This window comes from Gordonia pseudamarae (genome assembly GCF_025273675.1).
Lineage (GTDB): Bacteria > Actinomycetota > Actinomycetes > Mycobacteriales > Mycobacteriaceae > Gordonia > Gordonia pseudamarae.
In genome coordinates this window covers 1,600,475-1,616,333 of the sequence record NZ_CP045809.1, presented here as the reverse complement: position 1 = coordinate 1,616,333, position 15,859 = coordinate 1,600,475, and the positions used below count along the sequence as shown (strand labels likewise).

The following is a 15,859-nucleotide window of genomic DNA, read 5'->3' as shown; positions in this document are numbered from 1 at the left end:
AGACGAATCCCCGCCCAACCTCCGCCGGATCGAACAGGTTTTCGACGAGTTGATCATAGACGAGAGCGCCGACATTGATGCCCAAAGCGCTGTCGCCGCAGGTGGAAACACATTGTCGAACACGGAACGGCGATCATCCCGACGGTTGAGCCAGAACCCGGGGAGCCAGAACCCGGGGAGCCGGAACCCGCGGGCCAGAACCCGGGGAGCCGGAAGCCAGGGAACTGAAACCAGGGGCCGGCCGGGGTCAGAACAGGGTGAGCGCCTGCGCCAGCTCGGGCGCGGCCACCAGCGCACGCTCGGCGGCGATGGTCATGTCCACCTCGCGCGATGCCGCGACCCGGCCACTGCTGGCCGCCCCGTACAGCCCGCCGGAATCGCCGAGTCCGTGCTTGCGGACCAGCGGCGCCATCCGCTCCCGCAGCCAGGCCGAGTACTCCTTGGAGACATAGGCACCCCGCCCGTACAGGCTGCGGTAACGCGGGATCAGCCGCGGATGTTCGGCAGCCAGCCAGTCCAGGAACCACGGCTTCGTCGACCCACGCAGATGCAGCGGAAAGGCCGTCACCCCCGAGGCGCCCACCCCGGCCAACGCACCGAGCAGTTCGTCGAGCTCGGAGATCGAGTCCGACAGGTACGGCAGCACCGGCGCGACCATCACGTGCGGGGCGAATCCGGCGTCGGCGACGTCGCGGATGAGCGTCAGCCTCGCCCTTGGCGAGGGTGTGCCCGGTTCCAGGGTCTTCTGCAGTTCGGCGTCGATGACGGCCAGCGAGATCCCGATACTCACCGGCACCCGTCCGGCCGCCTGCCGGAGCAGTGGCAGATCACGACGCAGGAGTGTGCCCTTGGTGAGGATCGAGAACGGTGTGGCCGCCTCGGTGAGCGCTGCGATCACCCCCGGCATCAACCGGTAGCGCCCTTCGGCCCGCTGATAGGGATCGGTGTTTGTGCCCAGCGCCACGGTCTCACGGGTCCATGATCTGCGGCGCAGTTCTTTGCGGAGCACCGCGGCCACGTTCAGCTTGACCACGACCTGCGAGTCGAAGTCGGCGCCGGCGTCGAGGTCGAGATATTCGTGGGTGGGCCGGGCGAAACAATACCGGCAGGCATGCGAGCAGCCCCGGAAGGTGTTGACGGTATGCCGGAACGGCAACTGCGCACCCTCGGGCAGCTTGTTGAGCGCGCTTTTGGCCAGAACCTCATGAAAAGTGACACCGGCGAAGTCCGGCGGACGCACCGACCGCACGAGCCCCGATCGCTGCAGGCCGGGTAACGCGCCGTCGTCGACGGCCACCCCACCCACCGACACCTCTTGATCCGACCATCGCATCACTAAAGTCGAACACACGTGCGAGGGGGTGTCAACCGTGGCCACTCCGTACCGTCACCACGGCTATTATGCAGCCATGTCATCGGTCGCCGACAATCCCCGCGTGCCAGGTCCGCAGTACCTGGTCGCCGGGCGATACCGCCTGCTGTCCAGGATCGGCGGTGGCGGCATGGGCACTGTGTGGCTGGCCCGCGATCAACTCCTGGACCGCGAGGTGGCCGTCAAACAGGTGATCTCCACCGAGGGCCTGAGCGAGGACTCCGCCGACACCGTCCGCCAGCGCGCCATGCGTGAGGGCCGGATCGCCGCCCGGCTGGCCCACCGCAACGCCATCGCCATGCACGATGTGGCCCTCGACAGCGGTGAACCGTGGCTGGTGATGGAGTATCTGCCCTCGCGCAGTGTCGCGCAGATCCTGCACGCCACCGGCACCATCGACGTCGCCCAGTCGGCGCAGATCGGCGCGCAGGTGGCCGACGCGATGGTCGACGCGCATGCCGCCGGGATCATCCACCGCGACATCAAGCCGGGAAACATCCTGATCGCCAGTACCGGCCGCAACGCGGGCCTGGTGAAGATCACCGATTTCGGTATCTCGCACGCCAAGGACGATGTGACCCTCACCCAGACGGGCATCGTCACCGGGACACCCGCCTATTTCGCGCCGGAGGTGGCCCGCGGCCAACTGCCGTCCGAGGCGTCGGACGTGTACTCCCTCGGCGCCACCATCTACACGATGCTCGAGGGCCTGCCACCGTTCGGCGTCGACGAGAACTCCCTCGCCCTGCTGCACAAGGTCGCCCGCGCGAAGATCAATCCGATCACCAAGGCCGGTGCGCTCGAACCGATCCTGCGTAAACTCCTCGAGCCGTCACCGGCCCGCAGGCCCACGATGGCACAGGCTCGCGACGAGCTGGCCGCCATCGCGGCCGCGGCCACACACACCAGCACAGATCAGGTACTCACCGGAGTCCTCACCCAAAAGGACGGGGCCCTGCCGATCTGGATGCAGAAGTCCCGACCGCGCACTATCGCTCCGGACGCCGCCGCGGCGCAGCGCACCATCACCCCCGCCCCGTCGGGTACCGCGCAGCAGCCGGGCACGCTGCCCCTGTCGCACACCCACGATCCCTCGTACGCACCGACCATGTCGTCGGATCGTCTGCACTTTCCCGGTCACGGCGCCGGCAGTGCCAACCGGATGACCGGCGCGTTCCCCGAACCCCGCCCCCAGCAACAGAGTTCGACCACCGCTCTGGCCCTGTCGGTGTTCGCCTTCTTCGTCGTTCTCGCCGGTGTCGCGATCCTGCTGATCGCCCTCCTCAAATAGTCGCCACCGGCCTCGCCCGAGGCGTCCGGTGAGCGTGCCGACCGCGGCATCCGCGCAGGTGTATCCGGTCAGCCGATGTGGCGGGTGGCGGCCCAGCGGGTGAGGGCATTCCGGTTGGACTGCTGGGTTTTTCGCAGCACATTGGAGGCGTGGGTTTCCACCGTCTTGATGGAGATGAACAGTTCCTCAGCGATCTCGCGATAGGTGTAGCCGCGCGCCAGCAGACGGAGCACCTCCATCTCGCGGCGGGTCAGCGAGTCCAGTTCGGGGTCGAGGGCCGGTTCCGGTACCGAGGACCGACCGGTGAACGAGTCGAGCACAAACCCGGCCAGCCGCGGGCTGAACACGGCATCGCCGTCGGCGACTCGACGTACCGCGTCGGCGAGTTCGGCGCCGTCGATGGTCTTGGTGACGTAGCCACGGGCCCCCGCCCGGATGGTGGCGATCACGTCCTCGGCCGCGTCGGACACGCTGAGTGCCAGGAACACCGGGGTGTCGCCGCCCAGCCGGTCGCGGACGCCACGCAGCACCGCAACCCCACCGCCGCCGGGCATGTGCACGTCGAGCAGCACCACGTCGGGACGTGAGGCGACGATGTGCTCGATCGATTCGGCCACGGTGCCCGCCTCCCCGGCGATGCTCAGGCCGCGCTCCCCGGCGAGTTCGGCCCGCACCCCGGACCGGAACACCGCGTGATCATCGACGAGGAACACCGTGCACGCCCCGCCGCCGGAATCCTCCTCTGCCCCTGAATGGTTCTCGGCGCCAGTATCGTTCGTGTTACCCGAATCATTCTCTGTCACTGGCCGTCCTCCTGCCGTCCGGTGTGCGAGGCCACCGCGTCGTCGCCGGGCATGTTCCTGCCGTGCGGGTCGTCCTCGTGGGCGCGGGGCATTCGCAGCACCACATTGGTGCCGCGACCCGGTGCCGAGTCTATGGTCACCGATCCGCCGAAGCGGTCCATCCGGCCGCGTACCGACCGTACGATTCCCTGCCGGTCCTCGCCCACCGTGGCCGGGTCGAAGCCGACACCGCGGTCACGGACGAACACCTCCACCTGTTCGTCGGTGATCTCGCAGTACACCGAGACCTTGCGTTCGCCGGAATGCTTGGCGGCGTTGATCAGTGCTTCCCTGGTCGCCGACGCCAGTCCCGCCCAGCGGCGACGGCGCTCGGCGTGCGGTTCGTCGTCGGGGCTGAGGTCTCCGACGGTGATCACGTCCACCTCGATGCCATAATCGTCCTCCACCTCACCGCACACGCCGGTCAGCGTCGCGGCGAGCGAACCGCCGTGCTGTGCGGGATCGCCGAACAGCCAGCCGCGCAGCTCTCTCTCCTGACTGCGCGCCAAGCGCACCACCTCGTCGGGTTTGGCGGCTTTCTTCTGGATCAGTGCGAGGGTCTGCAACACCGAATCGTGCAGGTGTGAGGCGATCTCCTCGCGTTCGGCATCGCGGATGCGGGCCGCCCGTTCATCCCCCAGCGCGCGCCACATCCGCATCCACAACGGCACCGTCAGCATGACCACACCGGCCAGCGTCACCCCCACCGCCAGCAGAGTTGTCGAGAGCCGGCCGACGTCGGGGTCGCCGAGCAGGACCACCACCGCGAGCCCGCCGACGACGGCCGCCGCGCCGCCGGCCAGCCGTGCCCAGGTTCGCCAGGTCCCCCGACCGGTGGCCGGCGCGTCGAATTCGCGCCACACCACCCCGGCACCGACGAGAACCACCAGGAACGGCAGCAGATTGGCCAGCGGGGTTCCGGCGGCCGCGATCCCCAGAAGTATCGACACGACGGAGCCGACCAGCGCCAGGCCGTATGCCTGCCTGCGCTCGGCGGCCGACGCCCGCTCGGTGTCCTCACCCAGCGGGCACAGGAACCACAGCAGCACGTACGCCGCGACACCGGCACCGGCGAGCGCGCCGAGCAACACGAACACCACCCGGACCCGGAACACGTCGACGCCCAGGTGGTCGGCCAACCCACCGGCCACCCCGCCGATGACCCGGCCGGCGTTGCGCCGGACGAGCCTGGACGGCCCGTCCGGGGACGGCCGTCCGGCAGGCAGCGATCCCGCGGCTTCCGGCGGGTACTGCGCGGCCAGTCCACGTGGTCGCCAGGGGACGGCCGACGGTCCCGTCCGTTCCGCGCGCAGATCTTCTCCGCGCAGACCTTCTCCGCGGCGACGTTCTCTGCGACGACTCACATCTTTGATACTGGCACGGCCGGGGTCCCCGACACATCAGGGATGATCTCAGGGTGTTACCCGATTCCGGGGATCGGGCCGCGCCGACAGTATGTATGTCATGGACACCAAGCAGCTCGAACAGATGTGGACCTCGCGCCCGGTCCGGACTACCGCGCGCACCGTGGCCGGGGTCTGTTCCGGCATCGGCGCGCGGTATCGGGTCGATCCGACCCTGGTGAAGGTCGCGTTCGTGGTCGCCACCTTGTTCGGCGGCAGCGGCATCCTGCTCTACGCCATCGCCTGGCTCACCTTTCCGGGTACCAGCGGTCGCGCCAAGATCGGCGGCCCGCGCGAGCACAGGTCGGCCCTGCACGGGCACGGCAGGCATCAACTGATCCTGGTCGTGGTGATCGTCCTGGGCATCCATACCGTTTTCGGGTTCGGTTCGCAGACTTGGGGTTCGGGAGGTCTGATGGGTACGATCCTGATGCTCGCCGGGTGGTGGTTGCTCTATCGACGCACTCCGGCCGCACCGCCCGGCACCGGTGCCGACAACTATCGGGCACCGGCCGCGAGCGCCGCGCATTCCTTTCAGCGCTGGACTCCGCGGGACATGACCGACGGGCTCGTCCCGTCCGGATATGCCGGTGCCGCGGCCGGCCACCCCGCCGCACCCACCGGATACGGGCCGTCCGCATCGGCTCCCCCGGACACGGCGCGGACGCCCTGGTCGCCGGCCGGCGTGCAGTCGGTGCCCGCGCAGCCCACCGGGGCGGCCGCCTCCACCGATACAGGTGTCGTACCGCCGGTGCCGCCGGCGTGGGATCCACTGGGGGCCGCGCCTTTTGCCTGGGATCTTCCCGAACCGGCTTCGTCCGGGGACGATTCACCCGATCCGGGGCGATCACCGTGGACGCCGATGGTTCTCGGGGTCGCGATCCTCACCGCGGCGGGCGCCGGCGCGGCCCATCTGGCCGGCGTCGACTGGTTCACCCCCCTGCGTATCGCGGCGCTCGCCCTGGCGGTGATCGGTGCGGGCCTGGTGGGTTCGGCGCTGCGCCGACGGCCCGCCGGCGGGCATGCGACCGGCCTGGCCACCGTCGCGGTGATCCTCGGCGCCGGTCTGCTGCTCGCCGCCGCCGCCGACATGCAGTGGCAGCGGCTGCCCGGCGGCGGGGTCGGTGAGCGGGTCTGGACACCGCAGAGTGAACACGACATCCGGCCGGAGTACTCGTTCACCATGGGCAGCGGGACGCTGGATCTGACCGGCGTGACGCTCACCGAGGACCGCAGCGTGAGCATTCGCGGCGGTATCGGCGAGATCGACATCACGGTTCCGTCGGACATGGCGATCGATGTCACCTGCTCGGCGAATGTCGGCGACACCCACTGTCCCGACGGCCTGTCGAAGGGCGACAGCCGACCCGGCGGTCCCGTCCTGAGCATCGACGCCGCGGTGAATCTCGGAGATGTGGAGGTAGCACGATGACCGGCGATTACCCCGCCACCGCCAGCGGGTCCGGCGGCGGAACCGGCGAGATGACCGAACGGGCGGGCCACAGAGCCCCCGGATATGTGCTCATCGGTCTGTGCGCGATCGCGATCGCCGGCTGGGTGCTGACGGGGACTCCGGCGATCGACGACGCCGCGACGATCGGCAAGATCGCGGTGGGCGCGTGCCTGATTCTCGGGGTCGCCCTCATCGCCACCGGGGCACGCAAGGCGACGCCCCGCCGATAGCCTCCCGCGCGGTGTGCGGCATGTTCGGTCGTGAACACGGCAAACCAGAAGTTAGGTCAACCTAAGACCTCTGCTACCCTACCCTGTGGCAAGCAAGGTTAGCCTGCACATCATTGAGCGAAGTCGGTTGCGCGAAGTCGGAGGGTCGGAGGTTGCGGATGCGGAGAAGCTCGCGGGTACGTCGAATCCTGACCACCATGTCGATCCTGACCGTCATGTCGATCCCGACCATCGACTCCTGGACACCGCCGGGGATCCGCACAACGGCGCCGGCGCAGGCCGCGCCCGCCGGAAAGCCCGGCGATGTGGTCCGCAGCACCGAGATAACCGACCGGCCTGAAGCCCGAATGGCCAGTGCAGCAAGGGTTTTTGATGTCACCTACCTGTCCGCAGACTCCCACGGCAACCTCGTCGAGGTCAAGGGCAGCGTCTCGGTCCCCAAGAAAAACCCCGGCCCGGGCGGCTGGCGCATCATGGCGTGGGACCACTCGACGATGGGGCTCGGGGACGACTGCAGGATCACCGACACCCTCGGCAAGGATCCGCGCGGCAGCCGCGACAAGTGGCTCGGCCAGTGGCTGCGCGACAACTACGTGATCGCCGCGACCGAGTACCAGGGAATCGGCGGGCCGGGTGTGCACGCCTATCTCGACGGACCGGTCGCCGGCAAGAACACCCTCGACATGGTGCGGGCCGCCCGGACCGTCGTCACCCGGTATGTCGGCACACCGATCTCCAATGCCTTTGTCAGCTACGGCGGTTCGCAGGGCGGACACGCCTCGTTGTGGTCGAACCATCTCGCCGGATCCTATGCTCCCGAGCTGAAGAACGCCGCCACGATCGCGCATTCCGTGCCGACCGGCCTCGCCGACTATTTCGCCGCGATCCGGCCCGGGTTCCCGAACGTCGTCATTCCCGACTACGTCACATACTTCTCGTATGTACTGGCCGGCCTCAAGGTGGCCAGACCCGATATCGACGTGGACGCCTACCTGACACCGACCGGACGCAAGGTGGTCAAGGACGCCGAACGGCTGTGCTACGCCGAGTCCGGTCCGGCGACCAAGGGGCTGACCGTCGGGCGCCTGGTGTCCAAACCGCTTACCGACGGCCCACTGTTGCCCGCGCTGCGTCAGTACGCCCGGGTACCCACCTCCGGCTACGGCGCGCCGATCCTGATCCAGCAGGGCTATCTCGACGTGGTCTCGTTCACACCGCTGAGCGAACAGTTCGTCTCACAGCTGCGCGCCAACGGCGTCGACGTCACCTACCGGACCTATCCGGATCAACGGCACGGGCTGAGCACCGCACAGGTATTGCAGTCGGTGACCTGGTCCAACAGCCGCCGAACCTGGCCCAGGTAGGCCGCTGTATACCGTCGTGACACCATTTTCTTGGCCGGACACCGAGTGTGTCCGGCCAAGAGTATGTGAGGAAGAGTTCTGATGAAGATCGCCGAGATCATGCCGCTCACCCCGCTGCAGGAGGGACTGCTCTACGCGTCGACCCTGTCGGATTCGGGGCCCGACCCGTACACGGTGCAGGCGGACCTCGGTATTGACGGCGATCTCGATCCGCGACTGCTGCATCGCAGCGCACAGGCCGTGCTCGAACGTCACCCCAACCTGCGCACCGCGTTCCGCCGGCGCAAGAACGGAATGCCGGTGGCGCTGGTGCTCGACGGCGCCGAAATCGGCTGGGCCGAATACGATCTGACCGACATGTCCGAGACCGACGCGCTACGCCGGTGGCATGAGCTGCGTGATCGCGACCGCGACAACCGATTCGATCCGGGCACCCCGCCCCTGCTGCGCCTGACCCTGGCCCGGATAGCCCCCCGGTCCTGGCGGGTGCTGATCACCAATCATCACCTCATCCTCGACGGCTGGTCGTCGCCGCTGCTGGTGCGCGATATCTTCGCCGCGTACGCCGCGGGTGGCGACACCGGGGATCTGCCGCCGGTGCGCTCCTACCGCGACTTCCTGGCCTGGCTGAACGACCGCGACACCGGTGCCGCACTCAATCGCTGGCGGCAGGTGCTGGGCGCGACACCCTCGGCCACCCTGCTGGCGCCGGACACCGCCGCGACGTTGGGTTCGCGGCCGGCCGAACTGCGCATCGACGATCTCGGTGATCTGACCGACCGCCTGACGGCACGCGCCCGCGCCGAGGGCACCACGACCGCGGCGCTGGTGCAGACCGCGTGGGGCCTGACCCTCGGGCTCGACACCGGGCGCGGTGACGTCCTGTTCGGTATCACCGTGTCCGGCCGCAGCCCCGATTTCGACGGCGCCGAATCGATCGTCGGCATGACGCTCGGCGCTGTCCCGGTACGGGTCGAGGCCCACCCGTGGGACCAGCTCACCGACGTGGTCCGGCGGGTCGGTGCCGCGCAGACCGCGGTGATGGACGATCAGTGGGTCGGCCTGCCGGCGATCGCCGGGGCGGTGGGTCTGGGCGAGATGTTCGACACCCTGCTGGTGTTCGAGAACCACCCGCTCAGCGCGGGAACGCTGGGCGAGACGATGACCGCGGCCGGACTCGCGATCACCACGATCGAACCGCAGGATTCCACGCACTATCCACTCACGCTCCAGGTGATCCCCCACCCGACGATGCAGATCCGGCTGCACTATCTGCCCGAGGCGGTGTCCGTCGCCCGTCGTGACCGGCTGGCCCGGACGCTGGTCGCCGTGCTGACCGCGCTGGCCGACGCGCCGTCGACCCCGGTCGCCGGGCTGCCGGTGCTCGACGAGCGGGAGGCCGCACGGGTTCGCGCGCTCGGCACCGGCGCCGCACTGGCCGCGCCGTCGCTCGACGATCTGCTCTCCGTCGCGCCCGGTGACGAGGTCGCGGTGATCGCGGCGGGTGATTCGATCACCTGGACCGAGCTCGATGCGCGGGTACGGGCGCTGACACAGCGCCTGGCGGACGCCGGGATCGGACCCGAGTCGATCGTCGCGCTCGCACTCGCGCGCCGGACCGACACGGTGACCGCCGTCCTGGCGATCCTGCGGTCGGGTGCGGCGATCCTGCCGGTCGCGCTCGACTACCCCACGGACTTCATCACGTTCGTCCTGGGCGATGCCCGGCCGGATCTGGTCGTCGTGGACGGGCGTACCCCGGTCCCCGGCACCGACGGTCTGTCACTGCTCGTCGTCGGCGACGCGGCACCGGGAAACCCGGTCACCCGGCGCCCGGCCGGCGAGCGCACTGCCCGGCCGGACAATCTCGCCTACCTGCTGTACACGTCGGGTTCGACCGGTACCCCCAAAGCGGTGGCCGGGACCCGCGCGGGTCTCGCGGCCCGGCTGGCGTGGGCCCGCGAACAGTGGCCGCCGGCCGGCCCCGATGTGCGACTGGTCAAGAGTTCGCTGTCGTTCATCGACGGCCTGACCGAACTGCTCGGTGCGGTCACCGCACGCGCGCCGATGATCGTGGCCACCGACGATGAACGGCTCGACCCGATCGCGCAGGCCGCACTCATCACCGAGCACGCGGTCACGCAGGTCACCGCCGTCGGTTCACTCGCCGCCGAACTCGCCGAGTCGGCACCGGCCGCGTGCCGCGGGATCACCCGGTGGATCCTGTCCGGGGAAACACTGCACAGCGAGGTGGCCGCACGCCTGCGCGAGCTCGCACCGGGGACCACGATCGTGAACTCGTACGGTTCCTCCGAGGTGGTCGGCGACGTCACCTTCGCCGTCGCCGACCCCGAGACCGCCGACCCGGTTCCCATCGGCCGACCGGTCCCGGGTACCGAGATCCTCGTACTCGACGATGCGCTGCGACCGGCACCGGTGGGCGTGGTCGGCGAGATCTATGTGCGCTCGGCCCAGGTCGCGCGCGGCTATCTGCGCCGGCCCGCCCTGACCGCCGAACGATTCGTCGCCGCCCCCGACGGCGACGGCAGGTTGTTCCGCACAGGCGACACCGGATGCTGGGACGGCGACGGCAATCTGGAGTTCCACGGCCGCGCCGACGGTCAGGTGAAAATCCGCGGCCATCGTGTGGAGACCGTCGGGGTGGAGGCCGCGCTGCGCGCCCAGCCGGGTGTCGACGATGCCGTCGTGGTCGCCCGGCCCGACAGCACCGGGTCGCTGACGCTGTGGGCGTACGTCACCGGTGACGCCGATCCGATCGCGGTCCGCGCCGCCGTCGCCGAACGGCTGCCCGACTACCAGGTGCCCGCCGTCCGCACCCTCGATCAGCTGCCGACACTGCCCAACGGCAAGGTCGACCGCCGGTCGCTGCCTGATCCCGCCGGTCCGGCCACCGGACACGGCGTCCGCCCACTCGCCCCCGGCACCGAAACCTCGATCGCCGCCCTGTTCGGCGATCTGCTCGGTCGCACCGAGGTCGACGCGGAGCTGAATTTCTTCGTCAGCGGTGGTCATTCGTTGCTGGCCACCCGTCTGGCGCACCGGATCGCCCTCGAGCTCGAGACGCCCGCCACCGTGCGCACGGTGTTCGATCATCCGACCGTCGCCACGCTGGCGGCCTGGGTCGACGAGTATACCGGCGAGCCGGACGAGCCCGATGTCGCCGACCTGCCACGCCCGGACCCGCTGCCCGCCACCTCCGCCCAGCGCCGGCTGTGGGCGCTCGACCGGTTGCGGCGGGACTCGCCGCACACAGGGCAGGGACAGACAGGGCACGGACAGGCAGAGCAGGGGAACGATGCGGTCGGCTCGGCCTACAATCTGGCGTTCGTCGTCGAACTCGACGGCCCCCTCGATCCGGCCGCGCTGCGGTCCGCGGCGCAGACCTTGGTGGACCGGCACGAATCGCTGCGCACCCGGCTCGTCGCCGACGACGACGGAAACCTGTTCCAGCAGATCCTGCCGGTCGGCACCGGCGCCTCGGTCACCGAGCACGACGGACCCGAATACGTTGCCGCCCTGGAACGTTCCCGGAACAAGAGATTCGATCTGGCGGCCGAATCACCCTTCCGCCTCGATATCGCCCACACCGGCGATCACAGGTCGACGGTGCAGATCGTCATGCACCACATCGCCGGCGACGAGTGGTCGACGCCGCTGGTGTTCGGCGAACTCGCCGCGGAGTACGAGCGCGTGCTCGGTGACGGGGCGCCGCCGCCGGCCCCTGCGCTCCAGTACGCCGACGCCGCGCTGCGTCAGGAGCGCCTGTTGGATGCCACCGACTCGTCGGGCATTCCGCTGCGTCAGCACGAACGTGATCACTGGCGCCGCGAACTGGATGGTCTGCCCGACGAACTCCCGCTTCCCTACGACCGGCCCCGCCCGGCATTCGGCTCCGATTCCGGTGGGACCGTGGAGTTCACGATCGACGCGCCCACCACCGATGCGCTGGCCCGGTTGACCCGTACCCTGGGCGTGACCGGCTTCATGGTGGTCCATGCCGCGGTGGCGGCACTGTGGTCGCGACTGACCGGCGGCGACGACATCGCGCTGGGCACCCCGGTCGCCGGGCGCGAGGATCCGGCCACCCGATCGGTGATCGGCATGTTCACGAACACCGTCGTGCTACGTACCCGGCTGAACGGCGATCCGACCGTCGCCGACCTGCTCGAACAGGTCAGGCAGGTCGATCTGACGGCATTGGAGCATCAGCTGTTGCCCTTCCAGGAGGTCGTCGACGCCGTAGATCCGGCCCGCGATGTGGCGCGCAGCCCTCTGTTCCAGACGCTGGTGCAGTACCGAAGCCCCATCAGCACGCCCGATTTCGCCGGGATTCCCGCCCGGTTGCTGCCGGCGCAAGCCACCACCGCCAAGTTCGATCTCACCGTAGAATTCCTGGAAAATGGTCCCGGACAACCCCTCTCAGGAAGGATCGAGTTTGCCCGCGACCTGTTCGACGAAGCCACCGTCCAACGGATCGCCGCCGCGCTGACGCGGGTGCTGACCGCGATGGTGGCCGACCCCGGAACCAGACTGTCGCGGCTGCCGCTGCTGACCGACCCGGACCGGGCGGCGCTGATCGGCTTCAACGACACCGCCGCCGACGTGCCCACCGATGCCGACCTGCCGATCCTGATCGTCCGGGCGGCACACGCCCATCCCGGGACACCGGCCGTCATCGACGACGACACAACCCTGACCTACTCCGAACTACTCAGGGCCGCAGACAATCTCGCCAGAAGGCTGGCCGGTTCGGGGGTGGGAACCGACGACGTGGTGGGCGTGGATCTGCCGCGCGGGGTCGCGCTGTCGGTGAGCGTGCTGGCGATCATGCGGGCGGGTGCCGCCTACCTTCCGCTCGACCGCGACCATCCACCGGCGCGCCGGGAGTTCATTCTCGGCGATGCCCGGCCGGCCGCGATCGTCACCGACGACGACACCTTCGCCGCCGCCGACGCTCCGATCGTGCGGGTCGATGCCACCGGTACCCCCGTCACCGACGGCCCCGACAAGACCCCGCCGCCCGGCTCACTGCCCGTCGCACGCGGCGCGTACCTGATCTACACCTCCGGATCGACCGGCAACCCCAAGGCCGTGGTGGTCGAGCACCCCGCGATCGTCAACCGGTTGTTGTGGATGCAGGCCCGATTCGGCCTGCGGCCGGGTGAGCGGGTGCTACACAAGACACCGATCGGTTTCGATGTGTCGGTATGGGAGTTGTTCTGGCCGTTGATCTGCGGCGCCACCATCGTGATGGCCGCGCCCGGCGCGCACCGTGAGCCCGCCGCGATCGCCGAGGCGTTGCGCCGGCACCGGATCACGACCGTGCACTTCGTGCCGTCGCTGTTGCGGGCGTTCCTCGCCGACACCACCGCGGGGGCGGGCGAAGCGACCGGAGAACTGCCGGATCTGCCCGACCTGCGCCGGATACTGTGTTCAGGTGAGGCGCTGACCGCACCGCTGCGCGACGGCGTCGCGCAGCGGTTCGCACAGGTGCGCCTGCACAATCTGTACGGCCCCACCGAAGCGGCCGTGGACGTCACCGAGATCGACGTCACCGAGACCACCGGTACGATCGTGCCGATCGGCGCGCCCGTGTGGAACACCGGGTTGCACGTCCTGGGCCGGACGCTGGACGAACTTCCGATCGGCGCATGGGGTGAGCTGTACCTGTCGGGCCGGCAGTTGGCCCGCGGCTACGCCCGCCGCGCCGGACTGACCTCGACGCGTTTCCTCGCCTGCCCGTTCGGGTCGGCCGGAGACCGCATGTACCGGACCGGCGACGTCGCGCGGTGGACCGCCGACGGCGTACTGGAGTACGCGGGCCGCAGTGACGGGCAGCTGAAACTGCGTGGGCAGCGCGTCGAACCCGGAGAGATCGAACGGGCACTGCTGTCCACCGGCCACCTGGCACAGGCAGTCGTGGTGGGCCACACCACCGTCGACGGCCGCACCGCACTCGTCGCCTACGGCGTACCGTCCGCCGCACAGCCCGGCGATACACAAACCTGCGATACACAAGACCCGAATACGCAAACAATTGCGCCGGAACAGATTCTGGCCGACATCGCCGAGCTGCTGCCGGCTCATCTGGTACCGGCCACCCTGACCCTGCTCGATGCGTTGCCGGTCACCGCGAACGGCAAGCTCGACGCCCGCCGGCTGCCCGATCCGCTCATCGCCGGCCTCGGCGGTGCGGTCGAGGACCCGATGGCCGCCGAGATCGCCGGGGTGTTCGCCGACGTCCTGCATCTCGACGGTGACGCCGTCGGGTCCGGTGACGACTTCTTCGCCCTCGGCGGCGACAGCATCGTCGCGATCACCGTGGTCAACCGGTTACGCCGGCGCGGCCTGCTGGTGGATGTGCGGGAGTTGTTCGAGCAGCGCACCGTGGCCGCGCTGGCCGCGGTGGTCCGCCGCGACACCAAGACGGCCTCCGACGACGTACCCGAACGCACGTCGCCGCTGCCGCTGACCCCGATCGTCGCGCAACTCGCGGGCCGGCCGGGCCGCTGGCAGTCGCTGGCCCAGTCGATCACCGTCGCCGTCCCCGCGACGGTGACGGCCGACGACATCCGGCGGGCGCTCGACGCCGTCATCGCCCGCCACGAGGCGCTGCGGTTGCGGGTCACCAGCACCGTGCCGGGAGTGTGGTCCGTTCAGCCTGTCGCAGTCCAATCATTTGATACCACAGACATTCTCACGGTTCATCAGATCACCGATCCGACGCCGGAGGCATTCGCCCGGATCGCCGCCGACACCCATGCCCGGCTCGATCCCACCACACATGGAACCATCACGGCCGCAGCCGTTTTCGCCGATGGAGAGCACGTCAGACTGGTGCTGGTGATCCACCATCTCGCCGTCGACGCGGTGTCCTGGCGCATTCTGCTCGACGACCTCGCCGACGCCGCCGATGCCGTCGCCGCCGATGTCGACGCCGCGGACAAACCACCGGCCCTCCCGTCGCCGGCTGTGCCGTACTCGAGATATGCCGATGCGATGTCCGAGCTGGCGGCGGCGCCGTCGACCATGGCCGAGCTCACCCGCTGGCGCACCCTGCTGGCCCGGTCGGTGCCGATCACCGACGCCCGGGACTTCGGAGTGCAGGCCGATCTGATCACCACAGCCATCACACTCGATGAGGAACACACCCGCCGGTACCTGTCGGCCGAGTCCGTGACCGCCGCGGTGATCGCCGACAGCGGGTCCGCGATCACCGCCTGGCGCACCGGTGCCGGACATACCGCCGGACCGGTACTGATCGACGTCGAACGACACGGCCGCGACCTGGGCGACCTCGACCTGTCGCGGACGGTGGGGTGGCTCACCACGGTGACTCCCGTACTGTTCGACCCCGCCGGGGACGATCCTGCTGCGTCTGATCCTGCTGCGTCCGATCCTGCTGGGCCGATCGCCGACGAACTCGGACGTCCCGGCCATTCCTACGGACTGCTTCGGCACTGCAACGCGCGCACCGCCCGGGCCCTGGCCCGCGCCCCCAGGGCGCAGGTCCTGGTCAACTACCTGGGCATCATGGTGCTGAGCGGCGGGGGGCGGTGGCAACCGGCGCCCGAATCGGCGTGGACCAGAACCCGCCCCGCCGACGACCTGGGCGCCGACTACGCGATCACCGTGGACGCGCGCGTCGAGCGTGACCGGGACGATCGGGGTCGACTCGTCGTCGAGGTGACCTGTTCTGCCCGGGTTTTCACACCGACCGACATAGAAGTGCTGGTCGGTGCCGTCGAACAGGCCGTGCGCGCACGTGCCGGGCGCGGGGCACGTCAGCAGCCCAATAGTGTGTAGGTTACCCTAACCTGGGTCCGCGGTGTCCGCCTTTGACACCACCGGCAACCCCGTCAGTGAACAATCCGTCCGCGAAC

8 protein-coding genes are annotated in these 15,859 nt (G+C 69.4%); 5 read left to right on the top strand and 3 right to left on the bottom strand.

From position 1 onward, the window contains the following. Positions 1-247 precede the first annotated feature (247 nt). Complete coding sequence (locus GII31_RS07145; protein WP_213248104.1) at positions 248-1,333, bottom strand: Rv2578c family radical SAM protein; 1,086 nt, start codon at positions 1,331-1,333, stop codon at positions 248-250. 76 nt (positions 1,334-1,409) lie between these two features. Here GII31_RS07145 and GII31_RS07140 point away from each other — a divergent pair, with 76 nt between their 5' ends. Then, positions 1,410-2,663, top strand: coding sequence for a serine/threonine-protein kinase (locus tag GII31_RS07140; RefSeq protein WP_213248102.1), 1,254 nt, complete (start codon positions 1,410-1,412; stop codon positions 2,661-2,663). 68 nt (positions 2,664-2,731) lie between these two features. On the opposite strand, the gene GII31_RS07135 is transcribed toward GII31_RS07140, so the two are convergent. Continuing rightward, complete coding sequence (locus GII31_RS07135) at positions 2,732-3,376, bottom strand: response regulator (protein ID WP_213249984.1); 645 nt, start codon at positions 3,374-3,376, stop codon at positions 2,732-2,734. A gap of 86 nt (positions 3,377-3,462) precedes the next feature. Further along, on the bottom strand, positions 3,463-4,731 hold the full coding sequence (locus GII31_RS07130) for an ATP-binding protein (RefSeq protein WP_213249982.1): 1,269 nt from the start codon (positions 4,729-4,731) through the stop codon (positions 3,463-3,465). A 238-nt stretch (positions 4,732-4,969) separates the two neighbouring features. Between GII31_RS07130 and GII31_RS07125 the strand changes: the two genes are divergently transcribed. The 4 genes from GII31_RS07125 to GII31_RS07110 all read left to right on the top strand — a co-directional run bounded on the left by GII31_RS07125 (position 4,970) and on the right by GII31_RS07110 (position 15,782). Further along, positions 4,970-6,340: a PspC domain-containing protein gene (locus GII31_RS07125; RefSeq protein ID WP_246222145.1), complete on the top strand. Its 1,371-nt coding sequence runs from the start codon at positions 4,970-4,972 to the stop codon at positions 6,338-6,340. Then, positions 6,337-6,591, top strand: a complete 255-nt coding sequence (locus GII31_RS07120) for a hypothetical protein (RefSeq protein WP_246222144.1) — start codon at positions 6,337-6,339, stop codon at positions 6,589-6,591. Before GII31_RS07125 ends, GII31_RS07120 begins: the two co-directional genes overlap by 4 nt. A 197-nt stretch (positions 6,592-6,788) precedes the next feature. Then, the gene (locus tag GII31_RS07115; protein ID WP_213248098.1) at positions 6,789-7,955 is read left to right on the top strand and encodes a lipase family protein; all 1,167 of its coding nucleotides are present in this window, start codon (positions 6,789-6,791) and stop codon (positions 7,953-7,955) included. Between the two features lie 81 nt (positions 7,956-8,036). Further along, entirely contained in the window at positions 8,037-15,782 is a 7,746-nt protein-coding gene (locus tag GII31_RS07110; protein WP_213248096.1) for a non-ribosomal peptide synthetase, read from the top strand. The last annotated feature ends 77 nt before the right edge of the window (positions 15,783-15,859 follow it).